At 46.8% G+C, this 18,619-nt stretch carries 15 protein-coding genes and 1 pseudogene; 4 read left to right on the top strand and 12 right to left on the bottom strand.

Annotated features, from left to right (window positions below):
- Positions 1–20: 20 nt before the first annotated feature.
- From E2566_RS04875 to E2566_RS04835, 8 genes and pseudogenes are all read right to left on the bottom strand, one after another.
- Positions 21–1,586 carry a conjugal transfer protein TraG N-terminal domain-containing protein gene (locus tag E2566_RS04875; protein ID WP_012822437.1) on the bottom strand — a complete coding sequence of 522 codons (1,566 nt, stop codon included), beginning with the start codon at positions 1,584–1,586 and terminating at the stop codon, positions 21–23.
- Positions 1,587–1,595: 9 nt separating this feature from the next.
- The gene (locus E2566_RS04870) at positions 1,596–1,940 is read right to left on the bottom strand and encodes a hypothetical protein (RefSeq protein WP_012822436.1); all 345 of its coding nucleotides are present in this window, start codon (positions 1,938–1,940) and stop codon (positions 1,596–1,598) included.
- 2 nt (positions 1,941–1,942) lie between these two features.
- Entirely contained in the window at positions 1,943–3,370 is a 1,428-nt protein-coding gene (locus tag E2566_RS04865) for an integrating conjugative element protein (protein ID WP_012822435.1), read from the bottom strand.
- Positions 3,371–3,385: 15 nt separating this feature from the next.
- Entirely contained in the window at positions 3,386–4,354 is a 969-nt protein-coding gene (locus E2566_RS04860) for a TIGR03756 family integrating conjugative element protein (protein ID WP_012822434.1), read from the bottom strand.
- Positions 4,351–4,755 (bottom strand): TIGR03757 family integrating conjugative element protein, encoded by a 405-nt coding sequence (locus E2566_RS04855; RefSeq protein ID WP_012822433.1) that lies wholly within the window; start codon positions 4,753–4,755, stop codon positions 4,351–4,353. Before E2566_RS04855 ends, E2566_RS04860 begins: the two co-directional genes overlap by 4 nt.
- A gap of 408 nt (positions 4,756–5,163) precedes the next feature.
- On the bottom strand, positions 5,164–7,842 hold the full coding sequence (locus E2566_RS04845) for a TrlF family AAA-like ATPase (RefSeq protein WP_043988906.1): 2,679 nt from the start codon (positions 7,840–7,842) through the stop codon (positions 5,164–5,166).
- Positions 7,843–8,062: 220 nt separating this feature from the next.
- Positions 8,063–8,669: pseudogene (locus tag E2566_RS04840) on the bottom strand (tyrosine-type recombinase/integrase).
- A 143-nt stretch (positions 8,670–8,812) separates the two neighbouring features.
- Positions 8,813–9,364: a hypothetical protein gene (locus E2566_RS04835; RefSeq protein ID WP_012822431.1), complete on the bottom strand. Its 552-nt coding sequence runs from the start codon at positions 9,362–9,364 to the stop codon at positions 8,813–8,815.
- Between the two features lie 426 nt (positions 9,365–9,790).
- On the opposite strand from E2566_RS04835, the gene E2566_RS04830 reads away from it, so the two are divergent.
- From E2566_RS04830 to E2566_RS04820, 3 genes are read left to right on the top strand one after another with little or no spacing between them, the layout of a single operon-like run.
- Positions 9,791–10,237 (top strand): SLATT domain-containing protein, encoded by a 447-nt coding sequence (locus tag E2566_RS04830; RefSeq protein ID WP_012822430.1) that lies wholly within the window; start codon positions 9,791–9,793, stop codon positions 10,235–10,237.
- A gap of 15 nt (positions 10,238–10,252) precedes the next feature.
- Complete coding sequence (locus E2566_RS04825) at positions 10,253–11,344, top strand: nucleoid-associated protein (protein ID WP_012822429.1); 1,092 nt, start codon at positions 10,253–10,255, stop codon at positions 11,342–11,344.
- Complete coding sequence (locus E2566_RS04820; protein WP_012822428.1) at positions 11,341–12,330, top strand: GTP pyrophosphokinase; 990 nt, start codon at positions 11,341–11,343, stop codon at positions 12,328–12,330. Before E2566_RS04825 ends, E2566_RS04820 begins: the two co-directional genes overlap by 4 nt.
- Before the next feature lie 256 nt (positions 12,331–12,586).
- Here E2566_RS04820 and E2566_RS04815 read toward each other — a convergent pair whose 3' ends face one another.
- The 3 genes from E2566_RS04815 to E2566_RS04805 all read right to left on the bottom strand — a co-directional run bounded on the left by E2566_RS04815 (position 12,587) and on the right by E2566_RS04805 (position 17,142).
- A complete protein-coding gene (locus tag E2566_RS04815; RefSeq protein ID WP_012822427.1) occupies positions 12,587–13,588 on the bottom strand; it encodes a hypothetical protein in 1,002 nt (333 codons plus the stop codon).
- Between the two features lie 15 nt (positions 13,589–13,603).
- Entirely contained in the window at positions 13,604–14,566 is a 963-nt protein-coding gene (locus E2566_RS04810; protein ID WP_012822426.1) for a hypothetical protein, read from the bottom strand.
- 188 nt (positions 14,567–14,754) lie between these two features.
- Positions 14,755–17,142, bottom strand: coding sequence for an ATP-binding protein (locus E2566_RS04805; RefSeq protein WP_012822425.1), 2,388 nt, complete (start codon positions 17,140–17,142; stop codon positions 14,755–14,757).
- Positions 17,143–17,331: 189 nt separating this feature from the next.
- Between E2566_RS04805 and E2566_RS04800 the strand changes: the two genes are divergently transcribed.
- Positions 17,332–17,559 carry a hypothetical protein gene (locus E2566_RS04800; RefSeq protein ID WP_012822424.1) on the top strand — a complete coding sequence of 76 codons (228 nt, stop codon included), beginning with the start codon at positions 17,332–17,334 and terminating at the stop codon, positions 17,557–17,559.
- Here E2566_RS04800 and E2566_RS04795 read toward each other — a convergent pair.
- The gene (locus tag E2566_RS04795) at positions 17,556–18,458 is read right to left on the bottom strand and encodes a hypothetical protein (RefSeq protein ID WP_012822423.1); all 903 of its coding nucleotides are present in this window, start codon (positions 18,456–18,458) and stop codon (positions 17,556–17,558) included. The two genes, E2566_RS04800 and E2566_RS04795, sit on opposite strands and share 4 nt — an antisense overlap.
- Positions 18,459–18,619 lie beyond the last annotated feature (161 nt).

Here is an 18,619-nt window from a genome sequence, read left to right as displayed (position 1 = left end):
TCATCCCCTTCCCCTTTAAGTCACCTAGATTTGGTTACACTATTCATAACTCCCTTTCCTTGTGATATCGCAGTATCTTTGGCCATCTTTCCTGCATCTTGGCCTGCTTGCTGAGGCATTTCAGCACCTTTACTTAATGAAGTTCCGATAGCGCTTCCTAAATTCGCACCTATCCAACTGAACATCCCAATCCAGAACATAGGGAAAATGATATACATCGCCCCCATAACAAGATTCATGATCCAGCCATCTGATACCGAACTGAGAAAATCCGTCAATGGAGCCATTGGGGACTTATCTGTCAAACCTTGTTCGGCCATGCTGTCATAGAGTATTGTGATTAGCCTGTCATCAAGCCAGCCAGCTAATTCCCACCAGAACGTAATGAACACTAATGCGAAAAACACAAAAGAAATCGTCACGACTGTTTTAGGTTCATAGGCGCTGAACATCATTAATATCGGTATGGAAATAATCACCATCATTTCCAGTAGCGCCTGGATCATTGGAAGCGCTTGCTTCAACGCATCAAATCCCGGCGCGGCCTCTATTTGCTTCATGCCAACGCCAGCCGTGGATGCCATGCGAGACAGGAATGACGAAACCCCAGACAAACCACCGGTTGCATAGTTCTCATTACCACCGATGGTGTAGGATTCCCCCATTCCAGACAGACCAACATTTCTGGGGCTGACCAGCCAACGTAAAGCAGCCTCTTCCCATTGGCTACCAGCACTACGTTGCAACCCTTTTTTTGTACTATCACTGATATTGGCGAGTACCCTACTCTTCAGCCCATTATCACCATCAGACCACCATTGCTTACAGGTTGGATATCCTCCGCGGCCGACGTCGGTATATCCACTATCTCGCTGGCTGTCATACGGCCATTGGCTGCGTGGCTCTGTCGATGTGTAAGTATCGTAATAGCCAGACGTATTCAGAAAATAGCTACTGCCGATCCAACCCACCGAGTTAATCGTCGCATCGCTTAACTGGCTGTTTGTACTCTTCAGCCGAAAATAGCTCCGGGCATAGCATTGGTCTGCAAATGACTGGATTTCATCCAGTAATACAGGGTCTCGTAGCTTGGTATTCTGCACTTCGAAACGTAATTGACGCAGATTATCCCCACAGGGGATTGACGCTATCATTGCCTGCGTCGTTCCCTTCGATACCAGGTGCAACATATACCACCACACCGGTACCTCAGCCGTTCTGCCATCAAAGTCATTAACCAGCCCTCTGTAACCAGAGTTCTGCGGCGACGGCACGTTTATGCCACACTGTTTCGCCCGGGAGCTGTCAAACTTAATCGCGTTGATATCGACTGGCAGCAGAGGAATGCAACAAAACAGCATCATACAAAACGCAATGTAAAGAGCATGCTCCATCCTTGGTAAGGCCAGTATCCCCTTGTTCCCTTCATCAGCCCCTTCTTCCCTCACCTTCAGCCAGATACCTAGCACTTTAAACACCAACGGCAACGCAAAGAGCCCGGTACTGAGCAGAATGTCCCAGAAGGCGTTATTCAATATCCAGCCAAAAAGCACCAGGAAATATTCAAGAAAACTATTCGCTGTCACGATCGCTCCTTATGCCACTAAGGCGCGTAAGTTGGCCAGCTCGATGAAGAGGAGGAATCCAGCGGCCAACCACTCCAGTCGTCTTAAGTAAGCCGGCGATGCAGTGGCAGAAATGAGTCTGGGACGAACAGCATAAAACCATAGCCACGCCAGTCCGGCGTATACCATCATGCGCCAGGCCAGCAATATATAACGGCTGTCATGCAACCAGACTTTTATGCCCTGACCATCCGGATCGTTCTCAAACAGCACGGCAGCCAGCAGCATCAATAGCGTGATAAGTAACAACCAGGTAATGAAGAACAGCAGATGACGCCGCCAGTAGCCATAAGGCTTGGTCTTAGAGTTCGCCACAGTTACTGCCCTCCCTGATTCTGGCTCAATCCGTTAAAGCCTTGATCCTGGCTCCCACTCTTTTGCTGGAACCGGTTGCCTTGATTACGTACTCCCTGACGTTCCAGCGTGGTCAGCAAGCTGTTGTTACTGATGGCTTTACGGATATCCATTTCATTTTTCAATGCAGCCAACTCCCTGTCCAGAGCATCAATACGCCGGTCACCTTCAGACAGCGCTTCAGGTTGATCGGCTGCATTCGGTTCGGATTGTCCCGTAGTCAGCATCCTGCGCATCGTCAGTGCGGTTTCAACGGTATCCGACATCGCCAGTTCACCGGCTAAACGCTGAATGAGTGCGCTATTGTCCGGATCATCTTTCAGGGACTGGATAACGCTACGCGTCACAACCATGCTGCCTGTTTTGAGCTTGGCCAAATTGCTGGCCGTCGGCGCTTCAGCACCGCCAACCAGTTTTACCAACTGCTCCGTATTTTCTTTTGTTGCTTCTTCCAGCATTGGGGAGAATCCCGTGCCGGCAACACTGCTCCCAGGTTCGTTCTCCACGCCGCCACTTGAACACTGACTGGCATCCCGGCAGGTACGAATCGAGCGATCGCCGAGTACCTTGACTACCGCTTCAGCCGCTTTTTCAGAAGAAGGGAAACGCTGGCATGATGTACCGTTGCAGCTTGATGAGCTGACACTGCTGTTACTCGTCACTGGCAGGTTATTCATCATATTGAAGCCGGCTTTCGCCAAATCCCGGGTGGGCCTGATAGCTGCCTGTCCCTTTCCACCGCGTTTTTGGCCACCAATCCAGGTGGCCCCTTCTTCCCCTGTCGCTTTCTGCAACTTCTGGTCGCTACTGACTGCATCGCCGTTACTGGATGCCACAATATCCTTGTATTCCTCCACAACTGCAGCCTGAGTCCATTTATTACCCACGGTATAATCGGCCATTTTGTTGGCCATGCTCTGGCAACTCAGCTTGGCCTTGTCAAAGCTGAGTCCTGCCTGCAACACACCATTGGTCAGCATTTCATACAGCGCAGGATTGGCACGCTGGATGACCATCGCCGGCATACTGGCCACAGCACCGGTAGCCCCCTGAATCACGGTTCCCATCAGATCCTTAAAGCCACTGGTAATACCGTTAAGCTGATTACCGACTGTCGTTTTCATATCGAAATTGCCGCACATCAGGTCGCTGCTCCAACCACCGGTAACGCCCAGACGCGTCATGCTGTTTCGTGATGACGGAGGTGATATCACCGTACCGCCACCGATCGAATAGAACAGCCCGTCACTGACCGCACCGCTGACAGATGCCCCGGAGGGTGAAGTATTAATTTCAGCTCCCACATGAGTTGCTGTGCCGAGGATCGTGATGGCCAGAATGCCGGATAAAATAGAGACGGACGGGGAATAGCGCGTTTGCTTTGTTTTCATTGGTATTCTGCCTGCTTAAAAATCGGAGCTGTAAAGGAAAGTCTGGCCACGCCGTTTGCAACAGCTATAGGGTTGCCACAATGCCCAGGCATACTGGCCATTCTGTGCAACGGCACCACTGTCAGGAAAAACCGCACATGAATTGGATAACTGAGGGGATAAGCGCTGCCATTTATGATTTTGCGTCCCGGTATTTTCACGAACCGGGTCAGGAGGCCAGTAGCCAGGAGAACGTTGTCCAACCAGAGGTTGATAGACATGAAGCTGCCCACTGCGCGTAATGACATCAGCAACACGCTGTGCGACTAAAGCGGCAGATTTATACCCGTCATGCTGCGTTACAAAGCCACTACGTGGATAAACATTCCCCCACATATTCGCTGATGCCTGGCTCCCCAGTTCACGTTGTCCGGGGATCAATGCTTCAGGATAAAGCGATTCAGGAATACCGCTGCGCCAGACCAGCGCATCAAGTGAGCTCATAAAGTACGGAATGAACGGCGTAGCAGCCGTCTGGCATGAATAGCCTGGCACCATACCGCCGATCGCTGAGGTTGCAGGATGGCCATACGCATCGGCATAGTAGAAATGGAGATTTTTCTTGCGTAGCCCTGGCGCTTTCAGCTCCTGATTTCCGCCGCCAGTCGCAACGCCGGATAGTGAACCGACAAGTGCACTTTCACCACTTCCTGCTGCCTGGCTCACTGTCGCCATTTCTATCCAGGGATTTTCTCCCTCATTGGCATAGGCAGAAACCACCGCTTCAGGAATAAAGTGTTCTACTTTTACCGACGTCTTAATCGAGCAACCAAATGGGGTACAAAGGAGCCAGTAACAAATCCCTTTTACACGCCAGCTAATACAAGACACCGATGTTGCACTGGCCATCAGACTGGCGGTATTGACACTGGCGGTACATAAGCCACTGCCAGTGAGCAAGACAGCCAAAAGCAGCCGCCGACTACGAGGAGAAGAAAGTTTCACGGCTTCGCCTCCTGCACGTTCGTCAGGTGTTGACGAGCCAGGTCGACGTCGGTGGTACCGTACACTACCCAGCGATCATCAAACACAATGGCCGGGTATTTTTTTACACCCAACGACCATGCCCGGATAACGCCCTGGTAAGCATCCTGAATTTGCTGCTGTTGTTTAATAAAGGCAGGCGATCCCACAATCTCACGAGCTTGTTTTTCAGCCTGCATAGCGTCAGTGGGCAACTGACCAAGCAGGTCCTGCTCCGCTTTTGAAACTGCATCGAGATAAATAACGGGGATATCTGAAGACACTGAGGAAACGGGGTGCGCGCTGTCAGTATAAATCACCGTACCGGCGAATGCGTTCAAAGCAAAACACATGGCCGGCAGCACGCTGATACTTCTTATCATAGTGAACACTCCTTAGACAGATACCCGTCTAAGGTGCAATCATCAATGCAATACGTCAGCAAACAACTCTATATGGAATAGTGAAAATTTACATCTCCAGTATGACTCCATTCCCCGTCAAATACGTTCTTAGGCACATGGCTATTGTAATAATCCTTATGTGATGATCAGCACAGAATGAAGTTTTAGACATACAGGACAGTCGGCTTTGAGCGAGGAGCGGATATTATGGCCCTTTACATTCTGCAGCGGTGAGGACTTCGGGCCGGTGCCACCGAAACGCAGTTCGCGTAGGTAATGGCTGACACCACGATAAGGTGGTTTCGCAGCAACGCCTGCTCCAGGCGAAGTCGGATCTCTGCTGGCCACTGTAAAATGCCACTCAGAGACCCGGGGTAATGTTCCTCTCTATAAGGGGTTGAGCCAGAGCATGCCGTATTTCTGCTCCCGGGCCTCAAATGCGTGGCGCCCCCCTTCAAGCACATCGCAGATTGCTCTGCGCATGCTGTTTGGTGCGTCATGATCGCCGTACTCCAGTGCCCCGGCTCGGTAACTGATCACCTCTTCATCGTTTGTGGCAATGATCACCTGTTCCGCATCACAGTTCACCACCAAGTTAGCATTATGAGTCACTATGATGACCTGACGGTACTGTTTGATTTTCCGGAATAGCGGCACCAGATTGTGCATGATGAAATCGTTATCCAGATCATCCTCCGGCTGGTCAAAGACAAAAGGTGAGCCAAACGCATCCGTAGCCAGTTTGAGGCAGACGTAAAAGGTTCCGCGCTGACCGGCAGACAGTTTCTCGACGGTTTTTCCTTTGTATTCAAACTCCGCCCTGACGCTCAGGTATTGCTGGATATGTTCCGGACTGAAGAGGAAGTTCAGGAGGGCATACGGCCCCTGACTGTTAAAATACTCACTGCGCCACAGAAATTCTTCAATGGACAGTTTTCTGTCAGGGCATTCCGGCAGTGCGATTACGGGAGCGTTGGAGAGCAGTGCATGTAAATCAGCAATGGTTTGCACCCGGAACACATCACGCAGCCGTTCAACAGACGTCTGTTCAGCGGAAGCCCTGAACCGGCCGCGGTTCATATGATCCAGCATGCCGTTGTAAAATGCCGCCACATCAAAATGCGGCCGACCATAAATACGAATGTCCGTCAGAATATCTCGGATTAGCGCCTGTTGATCGTCAGTCAGGTGCGGTCTGGTAGCCAGAGAGGCATAGGCAGTATCGATAACCGCTTGCCTTGCCAGCAGAGTGTCAATAAAAGCGGTAGCCAGTTCGCTTCTCTGGAGTAACTCCTGCTGATACTGTGTCTCCCGGGCGTCGATAGTGCTTAGGTGTTCCTCAGCCCGATCCGCCTGCAGCTGATATGCCTGCACCTTCTCCAGCAATCCCGGGATATCCTGACCCAGCCCCTGCTCCTGAAACGACGCAATGATACGGCGATTATCCTCGGCAAGCCGGGCAGTCTGCTCGTCAATACTGGCCAGCTTTGTCTCGACAACGGCGGCCAGCAATGACAGATCAGGGTACGGGATAACCATGCCGTCATCGACGGCAGCATTGATGGCGTCAATCTTTGTAATCAGATCCCGGACGGTAGTATCAATCGTTGTTTGCAGCCCGGTGGCATGTTTTCTGGCCTGTGTCAGGGTGGCCTGCTGCCCGCTATTGGCACGAAACTGCGCGATCATTTCTCTGTTACGAGTGCTGGTCAGGACATCAATTTTTTCCCGGGCAGTTCTCGCAAGCGCTTCCTGAAATGCACGCGTATTGATCGGCTCATTACGCTCATTTTTAAAGGTAAGAAACTCGCGCCATGCGCGCCATGCACTGAGGTTTTCGTTGAGCAGTTCCCCCGTACTGCCGGCCTCATGGTGAGAAGACAGCCGCAGCGTTTTTTTAATCTCATCGCTGATAAGACTGGGCTCCTGGCAAAGTTTTTTGATCTCGCCCTGGGATACGTGAAGGTATTCATATCCTTCTGAATACGTATCAAAGCGCACCTTTTCCCCGTTGGCCTTGTCCAGTTCAACGCAGAGATTCTGCACATTCACCGCACGTTGCTCACTTCCCCTGGCTGCGGCTCCGGCAAACCGGGAGCGAAGCGCATCTAGGAGCAGACTTTTTCCGGTTCCCCGACCTCCGATAATGGCAACCATGTCCTGGCTCAGGGGGATTGTCAGTTGCCGGAAGCGGATCTCCTGACCATCAAAAATGCTGCCTTCCACCTCGATCTTACTGAAGTGAGCCTTGGGTGTGCGGGCGGCCAGCCAGTCATCACCGATCCTCAGTCGCGACTCGGGTTCAAGCAGAGCCTGCCGAAGTCCCTCAAATGTCGGCAGCGCCTTAACCCACGTATAACGCCCGCCAATCTGTGCCATGCTGTGCGCGTCCGAACACAGAAATACAGGTTTGATTGTAGCGCCGAGATAACGGTCGGTCCGCAGGTAAAATTCACGATCGGCGACACCACCGAAAATTATCTGTCCCTGGCGGTCAATCTCGGTCGCGGCAGCAGCCGATCGGCCGGTGGCCCCCGGACGGTATCCACCGTAGCCGTTGGGGCACACGGCAATCAGAAAGTCCTGGAATGGACGCAGTGCGGAATTAAGATGGGAAGTCAGCTCTGACAGTGCAACCGTAATGGTATCAACACCGTGCCCGCTGTCGCCAACGCTTTTCTCATAGCAGTAGATATTCTTCCCCTCGCCATCCGTCAGCCTGATCGGCAGGTGGGAAAGGATTTCATTAATGCGCTCAGTTGAAAGCTTTTCTGAAAAGAGAATATGGACGTTAATGAACTGATCATCCCGGTTCTGCTGATCGAGACGAAATTCCACGTTGGCAAGTACCGTGATCGCCAGACCCTGCCGGGCAATTTCCTCCCGGACGATTTCCAGTTCGTTCTGCCGGAAATAAAAGTAGTTCGTCACGGCGATGAGGGACAGCTGGTGCGCCCCCAGCGTGCGAACATAATCCTCAATATCATCCGGAGTATAGCTGTTGGCCAGCCACGTCAGGGGACTGTGGATATGTAAATCCCATTTATTCCATTGTGAGCCTATCACCGGCGGATCCTTCATACAGAAAGTGTATCCGTCATCTTAATAGGGTTAAAACTTCTCGGCTACGGGATTAACGCACTCGCGTGAAGCAGATTTGATCCGGCGCGCTTTTTTCGTTTCCTGAGGGCAGAAAGATGAAGTGGCCCGTTCCCCGTTGAACAACACAAATGGTTGTTAGCTAGTTCCGCTTTGGCACAGGGCCGCTGTTGCAGCCCTGACAACCTTAGACTTCAATCGATTCAGAGATCTCTAACGCATCATCGACTTCAATGCCCAGATAACGGACAGTGCTTTCCAGTTTCTTATGGCCTAACAGAAGTTGGATCACCCGGAAGTTCTTGGTTTTTTTGTATATCAGGTAAGGTTTTGTTCTTCTCATGGAGTGCGTCTGTAGAGCGAATCATCAAGACCAAGCTTTGCTGCCCCCCATGAAAAATACGATTGTATTGCCGGGTTGAGATATGTTGGCAAGAACCGACTCGAGATTGGAACAAGTAGTCTCTACCGTGCAGATTGCCCAGTTTTATTAGCGCAGCAACTGCTTCTCTTGTCCCTTTGTTTATCTCAAATTGGACGGGGCTACCGATTTTCTTTTGTAACACCGTTGCTCTGCTCGAAACAGAACTGCCATATGTAACATCTGATACTTTGAGTTTTACCAGATCAGAGCCTCGTAGTTTACAGTTTACTGTCCAAGGCCATATTGAAAAGGGCCAGATCGCGCGTTTACCTTCCAGTTCAAGTCTGATTCGAATCCCCCAGAGATGAGATATCTGAAGCGGCTTTTTTTGTCCGATGATACGATCTTTGTTCCACGGTGACGTGTTCATACTCGAACCTCCTACAATGTGGTAGATTTGTGTATGGTTGTCCTTCCTGAGCGATAAACGGACAGACTATCTGAAAAATAACCATCCAGTAATGGCTCTAAATGTCCAGTGCTACATCCCTTAGGCTTGCCGTGTTAAATTCACTATCGGAAATCTGTGATACCTGAGGGGTTGATGACGTATTCAACTGTTAGCTCATCTATATCATGATTGCGTGAACGATCTTTGATATCTAATATTTTTAATGCTGCGTAGTTGCCGAAACGATTTTTAAGCAATAATATTTCTCCTTTCTGTGGACACTCATGATCCGTAAATTCGTAATTCGTGGCATCTTGAATTTCGTTTATATTAGCTTTATCAGGTACAACCGCAACTGCTTGAACTGAAGGAGTTCTAGCATAGGCATGAATAGAAGAATCTGAAGCTGATGACCACTGGGTCTCAAAAAAAACATTATCTTTACCAAATTCATATTTATTGCAATTTTTATTAAAATTAAAACTAACAGTGCCTTTATTTCTTAATGAAGCATACTTCTTTGTGTTCCACGGGAAACCCTGCCCAATAATGCTATTTATTCCGTACAAGCCAACGATAATTGGCTCAATTCCTGGTTCCAAGATGAGCCAAAAAACTGACAGGGGTACCGCCGAGAAAGATATGTAACTCGTTAGTTGCTGCTTGTTGAGCATCGAGGCTTTCCTTAAGTTCAAAAAATACTGTGGCTGTACCTTTACCTCACCCATCCATATATATCGTAGCGCAATTTTTTCAATGAGAGAAAGGTAACCCGCCGACTAGTGATTGACTCGCTGTTGGGTGAGCAATGTCCGCTGTGGCACGGAGCGGACAACTATCGGATGCTGAAGGTCTGGGACATTGCTTAAAGCGTTCTTTGTGAATCAACAGGGAGCAGGTCAATCTTCTGGACCGGTGCCCAGACACCTATGAGACACTTTTCGGATTTGACTGATTTTATTGTTGACATGATGCTTAACCAAAGTGATGATTGCATAATAAATATCTTAATAAAATTTTTATCACCTATAAATCAATTAGTTAATGAAAAATCATTTGATTGGAATTTAGCTTAATTTCATCATTTTATGGAAGGTAGTATGTCAGGAGATTCCCCAAGAGCCGTTCTGCTAGGCATGGTGAGTAATAAAATCACTCACCTTAAACTAAAGTGCAACGCAAACAAAAGACGTTTTCAGTGGCTTACTGCCGGTTCAATTATTTTCAGTGCAGCGATAACCTTAACATTGGGATTTGACCTTCCAGAACACGTTTCGGGACAAAAAAACACCGCATTGGTAATTGGTATGGTATTAACATTGATTAATGGGTGGTTAGCCATATTCGATTACAAAAAACTTTGGATAAGGCAAAAATCCACACTCTTTGGTCTCTACCAACTTGAGAACGAGCTAAATTTTTTAACCGAATCTCCCCAGGACCAAGAGAGAGTGGAAATTTTGTTTAAATCGTATCAGGCACTCTGGGAAAAGGATGGTAATGAATGGGCAAACATTCAGAATACCTCTGCTCCTGACAACAATTGACGGTAAAATAGCCCTATGAATTTTTTAAAACTTACAATCGATCAAATTGCCATTCATCAGATTTTTCCCAGAGATGAAAATCGGAAGGAAAAAAAACCTGTCATGGGAACGGAATTAATCCGGTTTGACAAAATCGCAATGGATGATTTTAAACGACGTGTAGTTGATTCGTTAGGAAACGGGTCATCAGCAGTAAGGATGCAAATTACCGACCATAAGAAGGGTTCCACACCATTACTTGTCAGTAAACTACATGGCCTTAAGGAGAAAGAATTTATTCAAACGAGCTATGAGATCGCATCAAACCTGAGCGCGGCCCAAACTAGGAAGGGAATGTCTGGCGGGATAGTTGTTGTTTTTAGTGCTTTTTATAATCCACAGAAATTACACCTTGTAGGGATTATCAAGGCTGACATTCACAGTGGATATGAAAAGTATCAGGATAAAAATACCGGTCTAATATCACTCAAGCATGTAGAAGAACTGCTGCTAACCCCCTCCACTAAGCTCTACAAATCAGCAGGTTTCTTCCGCCGCGAAGATGCCGTTGATTCTAAAGACCTAAACGAGCAATGGTTAGTGGAAATTTCTGACTACCAAATAAATAAATCTGATGGCAAAGCGGCGGCGCAATATTTCTATCAAACTTTTCTCGGATGTGATTATCCTGAATCCAGTGCAAGAACAACGAAAAAATATTTTGAATTGGCCACAGAATTTATCAGTGAGATGGATATCGATGAACAGGAACGCACAAATTTACATAACGCGCTTTTCGCTGACCTCAAAGCCAGAAAATCGGAACAGGTTGAGCCCTTAAAATTTGCTGAAACATATATGAAAGCTGAAGATGTTGATAATTTTCGCGAGTATCTGGAAGATTCAGATTTTCCTGTGGAAGCTTTCATTAAGGATACCCAGCACATCACTAGCAAACTGAAAAACAGACGAGTAAAATTCAGTAAGGACATTCGGATTAGTGCTCCGTCGGAGATTTTTGAAGAGTTAATTACTATTGAAGTAATCGAAGGGGAAAAGCAGGGGGATGGTTATACTCCTAGCTGGACTAACATACTGATTAAAGACAGGATTATCAATCAGCAATGAATGAGAGCGAGTTTCTGCAACGGTGGCATAATGAGCAAGCCATGTACAAGGCTTGGGGTCGCTATGTTGTAGATTTCATCTCTGCCGCTTTAGTCGATGAAATGCATAAAGATCTGAAAAATTTTCTCAAAATCCCGGCATCAAGTCGGGTTAAAGAAAATGATTCATTGATCGATAAAGCCTTCTATCGTGATAAAAGCTACAAGAATTCCTACGAAGATATAGAAGACAAAGTTGGGGCTCGCTTTGTTGTCATGCTGGTGTCTGAAGTAGATGATATTTGCGGAATTATAGAAAAAGCGCATCAGGATGGAACATGGCACGCGAATAAATGTCGAGACTTTAATGAAGAAAGGAAATTATTCCCAACTCTTTTTACATATCAGTCCCACCATTTTATTGTTAGAAGCAATTTTGATTTTATCTACCAGGGAGTGGAAATAAAAAATAATACACCCTGCGAGGTGCAAATACGTTCTTTACTACAGCACGCTTACGCTGAACTGACTCATGAAGTCACTTACAAGAAAAAAACGGTTATAGACCCCCATGTAGGTCGCACAATTGCCAAAACCATGGCATTTATAGAAACAGCTGATGATTTTTTCAAAGATGTTAAAGAAAAAACAGCCAATAAATCCATGGTTAATTTCGAATATTTTTTGGATGAGCTATTTACATCATTAACTGGTACAAAATCTGTTAGGTTAAAATCATCACTGTATATATATGACACGTTCTCGGAATTAATAGACGAAAAACTTCCAGAGAAAATTAACCGTTTCATATCCCAAACTCCGAGTTTAGACGAACTTATTAGTGAAGGCAAAAAACGGCATGCTTTCTACAATCAAAGCGTAATAATATTCGTTTACTGGCTTGTTCAAAAAAGACGCGCTACAGTCGAGAGAGACTGGCCACTGGAATGGCAGTTAGCATCTGATATTGCACTTGATCTTAACGTTTCATTGAACAGGTATACCTAAAATCTGCAATACGTTATAATCTTCGAATAAATGAACAGACTGCACAAGCAGATTCAGTCTTGAGCTTCCAGCCTATGCGTCAGCTTCTGGCACGGAGCGGACGGGGCATTACGCTGAGGGACTGCTTTGAGCGATCTGCGGACATTGCTAACAGCCTTCTGTGTGAATTCTCAGGGAGCAGGTCAGCATAGCATCACGTTGAGGCTGTTACCCTACTTGTTCACACCAACCCTAACTCCACAGGCTGATTCATAAATTAGTAATTTGCGTGTTTCACACTTTTCAAAAATGCTTTCATATTTTCATTAGGTTGCTCAATTTCGAAGTTACTTCCATATAACTCTTGTAATTTTGGCCATAACTTACTTAATAACCTTCCCCTGCGATAAAATGGATGTATCCAAACGGTAGATAGGTACGGGGAATTTGCATTTGAATTGTTTATTGTGACTAGCCCAACTAAACATTGTCGATAACCACTATTATCCATTGATTGTATTTCTTCGACGAATGGATACGCGATTACATCAGTCCAACCATTATCGGTTGTATCCCATTGCATTCCGTCATGACATTCCTTCGACTGATAGCGGCGTAAAGCTACACACGCGAGCTTTTGCCAATCTGGAGAATTAATTGTGATCTCTTCATCGTATGACGCGCCTATTGGAGCGGGTATTGGTCTGATTAATCCAGCATGGCATTCATTATAGAACTTCATGTCTCCCTCAGAAACGTTGCGTACGTTGGTTTGCTCCATGTGTGCGCCATTCAAAAATAGCTCTGATAGTAGTGTATCTACGCTGTAATCTTTATTGATTATTGTCGGCTTAGAGTTTTTCTTATTAAGGCCGCGAGTAACGATTTTTTGATCAATGTTAACAACATGGAATAATCCGTCGGGGAGGCTAGCGAACCACGATGAGGCATCTGACCAGAATAGTATGCCTTTTGTACTTCTTAAAAATTTAATTAAGTTAATACAAGCTTCTTCACTAGTCTTGCCGTTGATGCGAAGTATGTTAGGATTAAAGTAATATTCATCCATATCGGGGAATGCAGCTTCGCAAAATTCCTGTACATAATTTAGCACCTGTATTCTACAGAAATCATCATAGCTGGTAATAACTAAGGGGGTATCTTCATTGCTATTATTATTATCAATAATGCAATCTATAGCGAGACTTACTGCTTTGAGTATCACTTCAGTTGAATCTAACGACTCTAAAAATTTTGTCTTTCGTGTGCGAATATCCATGTATGACCTGCGCTATTAAAATTCATGAATGAACGGTTTGTCATTTGGTTGTAAAATGGTGGTTTTATTCGTTGCTACATTTAAACTGTTGTAGAGCATAATTGCCAGGTTCGATGCATTTTCAATCAGCGTTTCAAGAGCCTGGTCTTTAATCACTACGAGGTTCCCTTCTTTATCCTTTCCACCACGATGCACTAAGTGATTTCGATTGAGGGTTGCCAATTCAATAGCTTCTATCGGACAGTCTTTTTGTACTTTTATATCGAATGTAGCTTCATAGCGGTCGATTACCTTTTTAGTGCTATGCCAGCTTGCACTGATCAAGTGTTCCTTGATTGACCTGATTAGCTCTCCCCTAATTTTCTCGATGGGTTCACCCTTGAAAGGCAACGCAGCAATATCTTTGCTTACTTTAAATTCAGTCTTACCTTTTTCTATACAATTGGCTATGTAAACATCATCTTTCTCTATAGAGTTAATGAATAGTTCAACATAAAGCGTTTCCAAAGCTGTAATAACATTCGTGTAGAGCAAACTAAGCAAGTGGTCTTTTTGCTGTTGTTCAGTTTTATCTTTTGCAAGTTTTTTTATTTTATCGATATTGTCAATGAATTTTAAATACGGATTACCGGAAGACGTTACAGCGTCGTAAATATCATCATCGTACCAATCATCTATATTATTTGAGTTTCCAGACCAGTCAAAACATTGTGTTTGTAAGTCATCTACTAATTCCTCGATATACTCAGCCTTGACATATTGATCGAAGATGGCTTGTAGTTCTTCGCTCGCATCATACGGCCCGCCATATATGTAAGCATAGCCACCTTCTCTACTTTCATACGGACAAGCATTTGCCGGATCTTCAAAGTTTTCAAAGAACCAGTTTTTCATTACTTCGAGTTGATCTTTTTTGCTTATGTATTTTAAAGATTTTAGTGGGACTTTCTTTCCATTAACCTCGAAAACAATTTTCACGATGTGACGTCTCCTTGTATGAATTGCGCAACTATTGTATCACGGCTGAATACAGGGCATAACCTGTCCCCTAAACTAACATACCATGTGCCAGTAATGTCCGCTGTTGGCACGAAGCTGTCTGTCAGATTATGTAGCCCTATGCCATAAGAGTAATACAGCTTACGCGACCTGAAACAAGGGGGAATTTACTCCCCCAACATGTCATGATCTTGCTCAGATCGCCAACGTAAATAGTTAAACTCCGCCTGCCAGCCACAGAACCCTGCCGCCGCTGCGTTTCTTTCGATCATCCAGCGTGTTTCTTCGGGATGCATATAAGGTTTCCACTGCTCTGGTATAAGCGGTTCCGGTTCATCATCAGGATCTTGCTCCTTCTCCCAGCGTTTTTCCTGCCATGCTGCCCGCAAATCATCATCATCTGATGTTTCGTAATACAGGAAATAAAAAATATCCTCTGTCAGAAGGGCTGAATTGATCCCGAGAACGGAGAGCATTCTGGCTCGCTCCTCCTGGTCCTGCTTATGCATATCCAGGTTAACCTGCTCCATAAACTCCTGGTATTCACGGTCATCAATGCGTTCCTTCTCCTTTGAGCCCCCAAGCACCCAATCAAGCCACTCGCCATCATCTTCCACGTTTTTCTGCTGGGACTGCTTGATTTCTGAAACAATCCCTTCCAGCATAACCTCATTCCAGTCAGGTTCAGGCCTGGCGCCACACTGTTGCCGTAGTTGCAGGTTAATCAACGTAATCAGCGACGCAGGTTCATCCGGAACAACTTCATTGATCTCTTCACTTACTTTTGTTTCATCGGTGAGCCGGGGTAACCCCCTTTTCTCACGGCCGCTGCCAACCCGGTCGACCAGAAAACGTTCCTGCCAGGCTTTCCCTGCCGCTTTCTTACCTTCACGCTCCATACTGGTGGTGTATTTCATCAGAAAAACGTGCATGTATCGCTGACGTTCTTCCGCCATACGGATACTGACATCATGGAAACGTTGATAGAATGCTTCATCATGGCCACAGTCCATACTGTCCCCTTCATGGGCAATCTCATGCTCCGTCAGGCTAAAGAGGTAACTCGCAGTTCGCAATGGATCGATACGTAATCGCTGAACCACTTTAATGTTATAGGCGATGTAGTTTTCACCATCCGTCCAGGCTTCAGCTGACGTCGATTCCCCTAACAGGATATGAAAAATTTTTCCACCACGGGTGTAGTTTGCCCAGCGACCTTTACCTCCGGTGCAACGACGAGCATATTGAATCAGGCACCAACGTAACGACCTCCAGGCTCGAAGGGTTTCCGCGTCGAGCGCATCCTTTTCCCTGACCAGTTGAGTTCGTTCGACAAAAGCATTACTCAACGTATTGAAATCAATAATGGCAGGTTCAAAGGCTCTCTCGACATACCACGCGCCCCTCTCGGTCCGATCGCGCTCACGCAAGTTATTATGGATCTGAGCCAGACACTCAATAAATTCATCGTTGCTGTAACAGCCGAACCGGGTCAGTGTAATTGGGTGCATCACCACCACAATATTGGCACCGGCCAACAACTCGCCACGGGGAATATCCTCGCTACGGGCGATGGTGAAACATCCTTCATATCCTCCAGGTCGCTGCCACCGGCATTTGTTCAGAAAATCGACCAATGTGACATGCTTTTTCCCAGGTAATAACGTAATGACCTCTTCATCACAATACAACGTGACCAGTGAGCGACTTCCTGCCATTAGAGAACGTGCTGCATTCTCTCTCCGGGACTCTGTTTTACGGTAGTGGCCAAGCTGATTCGCCAGCGCGGCGGCCAACTCACCAAAGCGTTTAGCGATACCTTGCCATATCGGGCAGGTTTTACGGAGGATCTCTGTTCGGGAAACATTGAGTCCGATAGCACGTTTACTGACGATCAGGCCGCCAACACCCCACATATGTCCGGGATCATGACGTACCAGCACGCCCTGGTTATAGATGGATACCGCACCCTCTTCACGTACGCGATACCAGGCGAACTCATCTTCAGCATCCCATTTCTCCGTAGCCGGATTACGGGTGATCAACCGTCCATTGAGCTCTACACGAATCGGGGTATAGCGAACCAGATCGCGGATTTCCTGAATGGCTGACATTAATTCAGCCTCACTCAATGGTTCATACCATTCGCCAGTGATTTGACAGCCAGATAATCCTTCTCCCAGATCTTCCAGGTCATAGTGATAGCCCATGAGGCGAGTATCGACATGCATCTGCCAGAACTGTGAGCGCCACAATGTTCTGGCGTGCGCCATAATCTGCCCACGTCCCAACCGGAAGCGGCCGTAGGTCGCATCCCCCTCGATGTGCGGTGTGCCGAAACGACCGAAGTAATTCACCACATCATCTCTTGATGCAAAACCATGGCCATCATCAGTACAGGTAAATCCCTCCTGGGACACCGTCAATAATACTGAAGACGCCTGCGCATCAACGCTGTTCATCAGCAGCTCTATCAGGGCTTTACCCAGAGAACCCGCCTGACTGTATATAATGTGATGAATAATCTGGGGATCAAGCTCGAAAGGGTATCGCATGAATGTGTTCTCCTTATAAGGTAAACAACCATTCTCGATAGCCAGCTACGGGAGAGAAGCAACAACTCTGTTTGAAGTAATCACAATTACCGAAAGAAATTATATCCAGCACAAAATGAGTTTAGCGCTGTAATTCTGGGCAAAAACGGACACAGTATTCCACTGTAAAAGCGTGACAGGAAAGCCCACATGTCAGACAAAAAAAATCCCTCTCAGGCTCACCCACAGGGGATCGTGTTACCTTCTATCGAGTTACCCGCAACACACTTTGTCATGCAGGACAATCATCATGTATTTTTTGTGTCACTGGAACACATATTGCTTTGCCTGCAAGAAGCAGAAAAACAGGGCGAAGTCCCTCCTCTGGAAAGTGAGTGGTGGCACACACTTCAGGGGACATTCCCTTCCCTACGTTAATTGACCAAATCTCCCAAGGTCTCTTTGGCCAGCGCCAGCAATGCGTCATTGAATGCTGAAGATTTCCAGTGACTGAAGTTGACGAGGTTATTGAAATAGTTAAAGTCAAAACCAACCGTCTGACGATAGATTTCTGTTGGCGCTTCCTTTCCCTCTCTTAGGGTAAACACCATATCCATCATCTCAACCAGTTCATCTTCTTCCACTCGGGAACGGTGCAGCGTCTGGTAAATACCAAGCTCAATATAATCCCGGCAGGCTGCATCTTTGATCACATAGCCTTTGTCGCTGTAGCACAAACGACCTGATGTTCGGCTCACCAGTTCATTCGCCAGATCTGCATCCACTTTTTTATACAGGATCGCCTGAAAATCGGTCATATAAAGAAAAACCCAGGGGATATTCATCAATGTCGCCCGTGCATACAGCCACCCTTCCTCCCGACGATATTGCTGTAGCATGCTTTTGGCCAATCCCTCATCAATCTTTATCCCTGTCGCCCGACTGAGTAACCAGACGACTTTATCGAAATGATTGATCAGAATAGACAGGATTTGCTGCGTCAGTATGCCTGGCGCACGTCTGGGTCTGCCATCGCCATCATCGCGTTTAGTATTCGAATAAGGGCACCACAGATACGCCTCGTTGTCATAAATACCGACACCGTACACGGAACTGCCGCAATGCTTGCCATAGGGATTAGGGGTATTGGCCAGTGCTTTATACAGGCCGATTATCTGAATAGGGTTATTGCAGGCCGGGCAAACAGCAAAGTATTGAGGATTCCCGCTGGCGTTTGTTTTGTACCACGGCGGACGACGCGAAGTACGTTGTTCATAGTCATTCTTCTCAATCAGATAATAGGCCTGAGTTTTTGCGGAAAGTTTGTAAACGTTCATGGTGAGTAATACCGATAGGACTGAGTAATCATGTGGTTATAGCATGCACCGCCACCATAAAAAATAGGATGGTACCGACAACCTCACCCCACTAACGCGCCTGCGGCTTGTTCAACTGGCGCAGGCTCCGCAAAGAAAAGCTTTTGCGAATCCCGCACCAG

The organism is Pectobacterium punjabense, from assembly GCF_012427845.1.
Taxonomy (GTDB): Bacteria; Pseudomonadota; Gammaproteobacteria; order Enterobacterales; family Enterobacteriaceae; genus Pectobacterium; species Pectobacterium punjabense.
Note: the sequence above shows the minus strand (reverse complement) of the source record. Positions and strands in the feature narration are given on the sequence as shown.

Coding starts and splice junctions, on each gene's coding strand:
- E2566_RS04815 (WP_012822427.1), bottom strand. CDS start 13,588: ATGGATATTCGCACACGAAAGACAAAATTTTTAGAGTCGTTAGATTCA.
- E2566_RS04795 (WP_012822423.1), bottom strand. CDS start 18,458: ATGAACGTTTACAAACTTTCCGCAAAAACTCAGGCCTATTATCTGATT.
- E2566_RS04835 (WP_012822431.1), bottom strand. CDS start 9,364: ATGCTCAACAAGCAGCAACTAACGAGTTACATATCTTTCTCGGCGGTA.
- E2566_RS04865 (WP_012822435.1), bottom strand. CDS start 3,370: ATGAAAACAAAGCAAACGCGCTATTCCCCGTCCGTCTCTATTTTATCC.
- E2566_RS04805 (WP_012822425.1), bottom strand. CDS start 17,142: ATGCGATACCCTTTCGAGCTTGATCCCCAGATTATTCATCACATTATA.
- E2566_RS04820 (WP_012822428.1), top strand. CDS start 11,341: ATGAATGAGAGCGAGTTTCTGCAACGGTGGCATAATGAGCAAGCCATG.
- E2566_RS04825 (WP_012822429.1), top strand. CDS start 10,253: ATGAATTTTTTAAAACTTACAATCGATCAAATTGCCATTCATCAGATT.
- E2566_RS04800 (WP_012822424.1), top strand. CDS start 17,332: ATGTCAGACAAAAAAAATCCCTCTCAGGCTCACCCACAGGGGATCGTG.
- E2566_RS04830 (WP_012822430.1), top strand. CDS start 9,791: ATGTCAGGAGATTCCCCAAGAGCCGTTCTGCTAGGCATGGTGAGTAAT.
- E2566_RS04855 (WP_012822433.1), bottom strand. CDS start 4,755: ATGATAAGAAGTATCAGCGTGCTGCCGGCCATGTGTTTTGCTTTGAAC.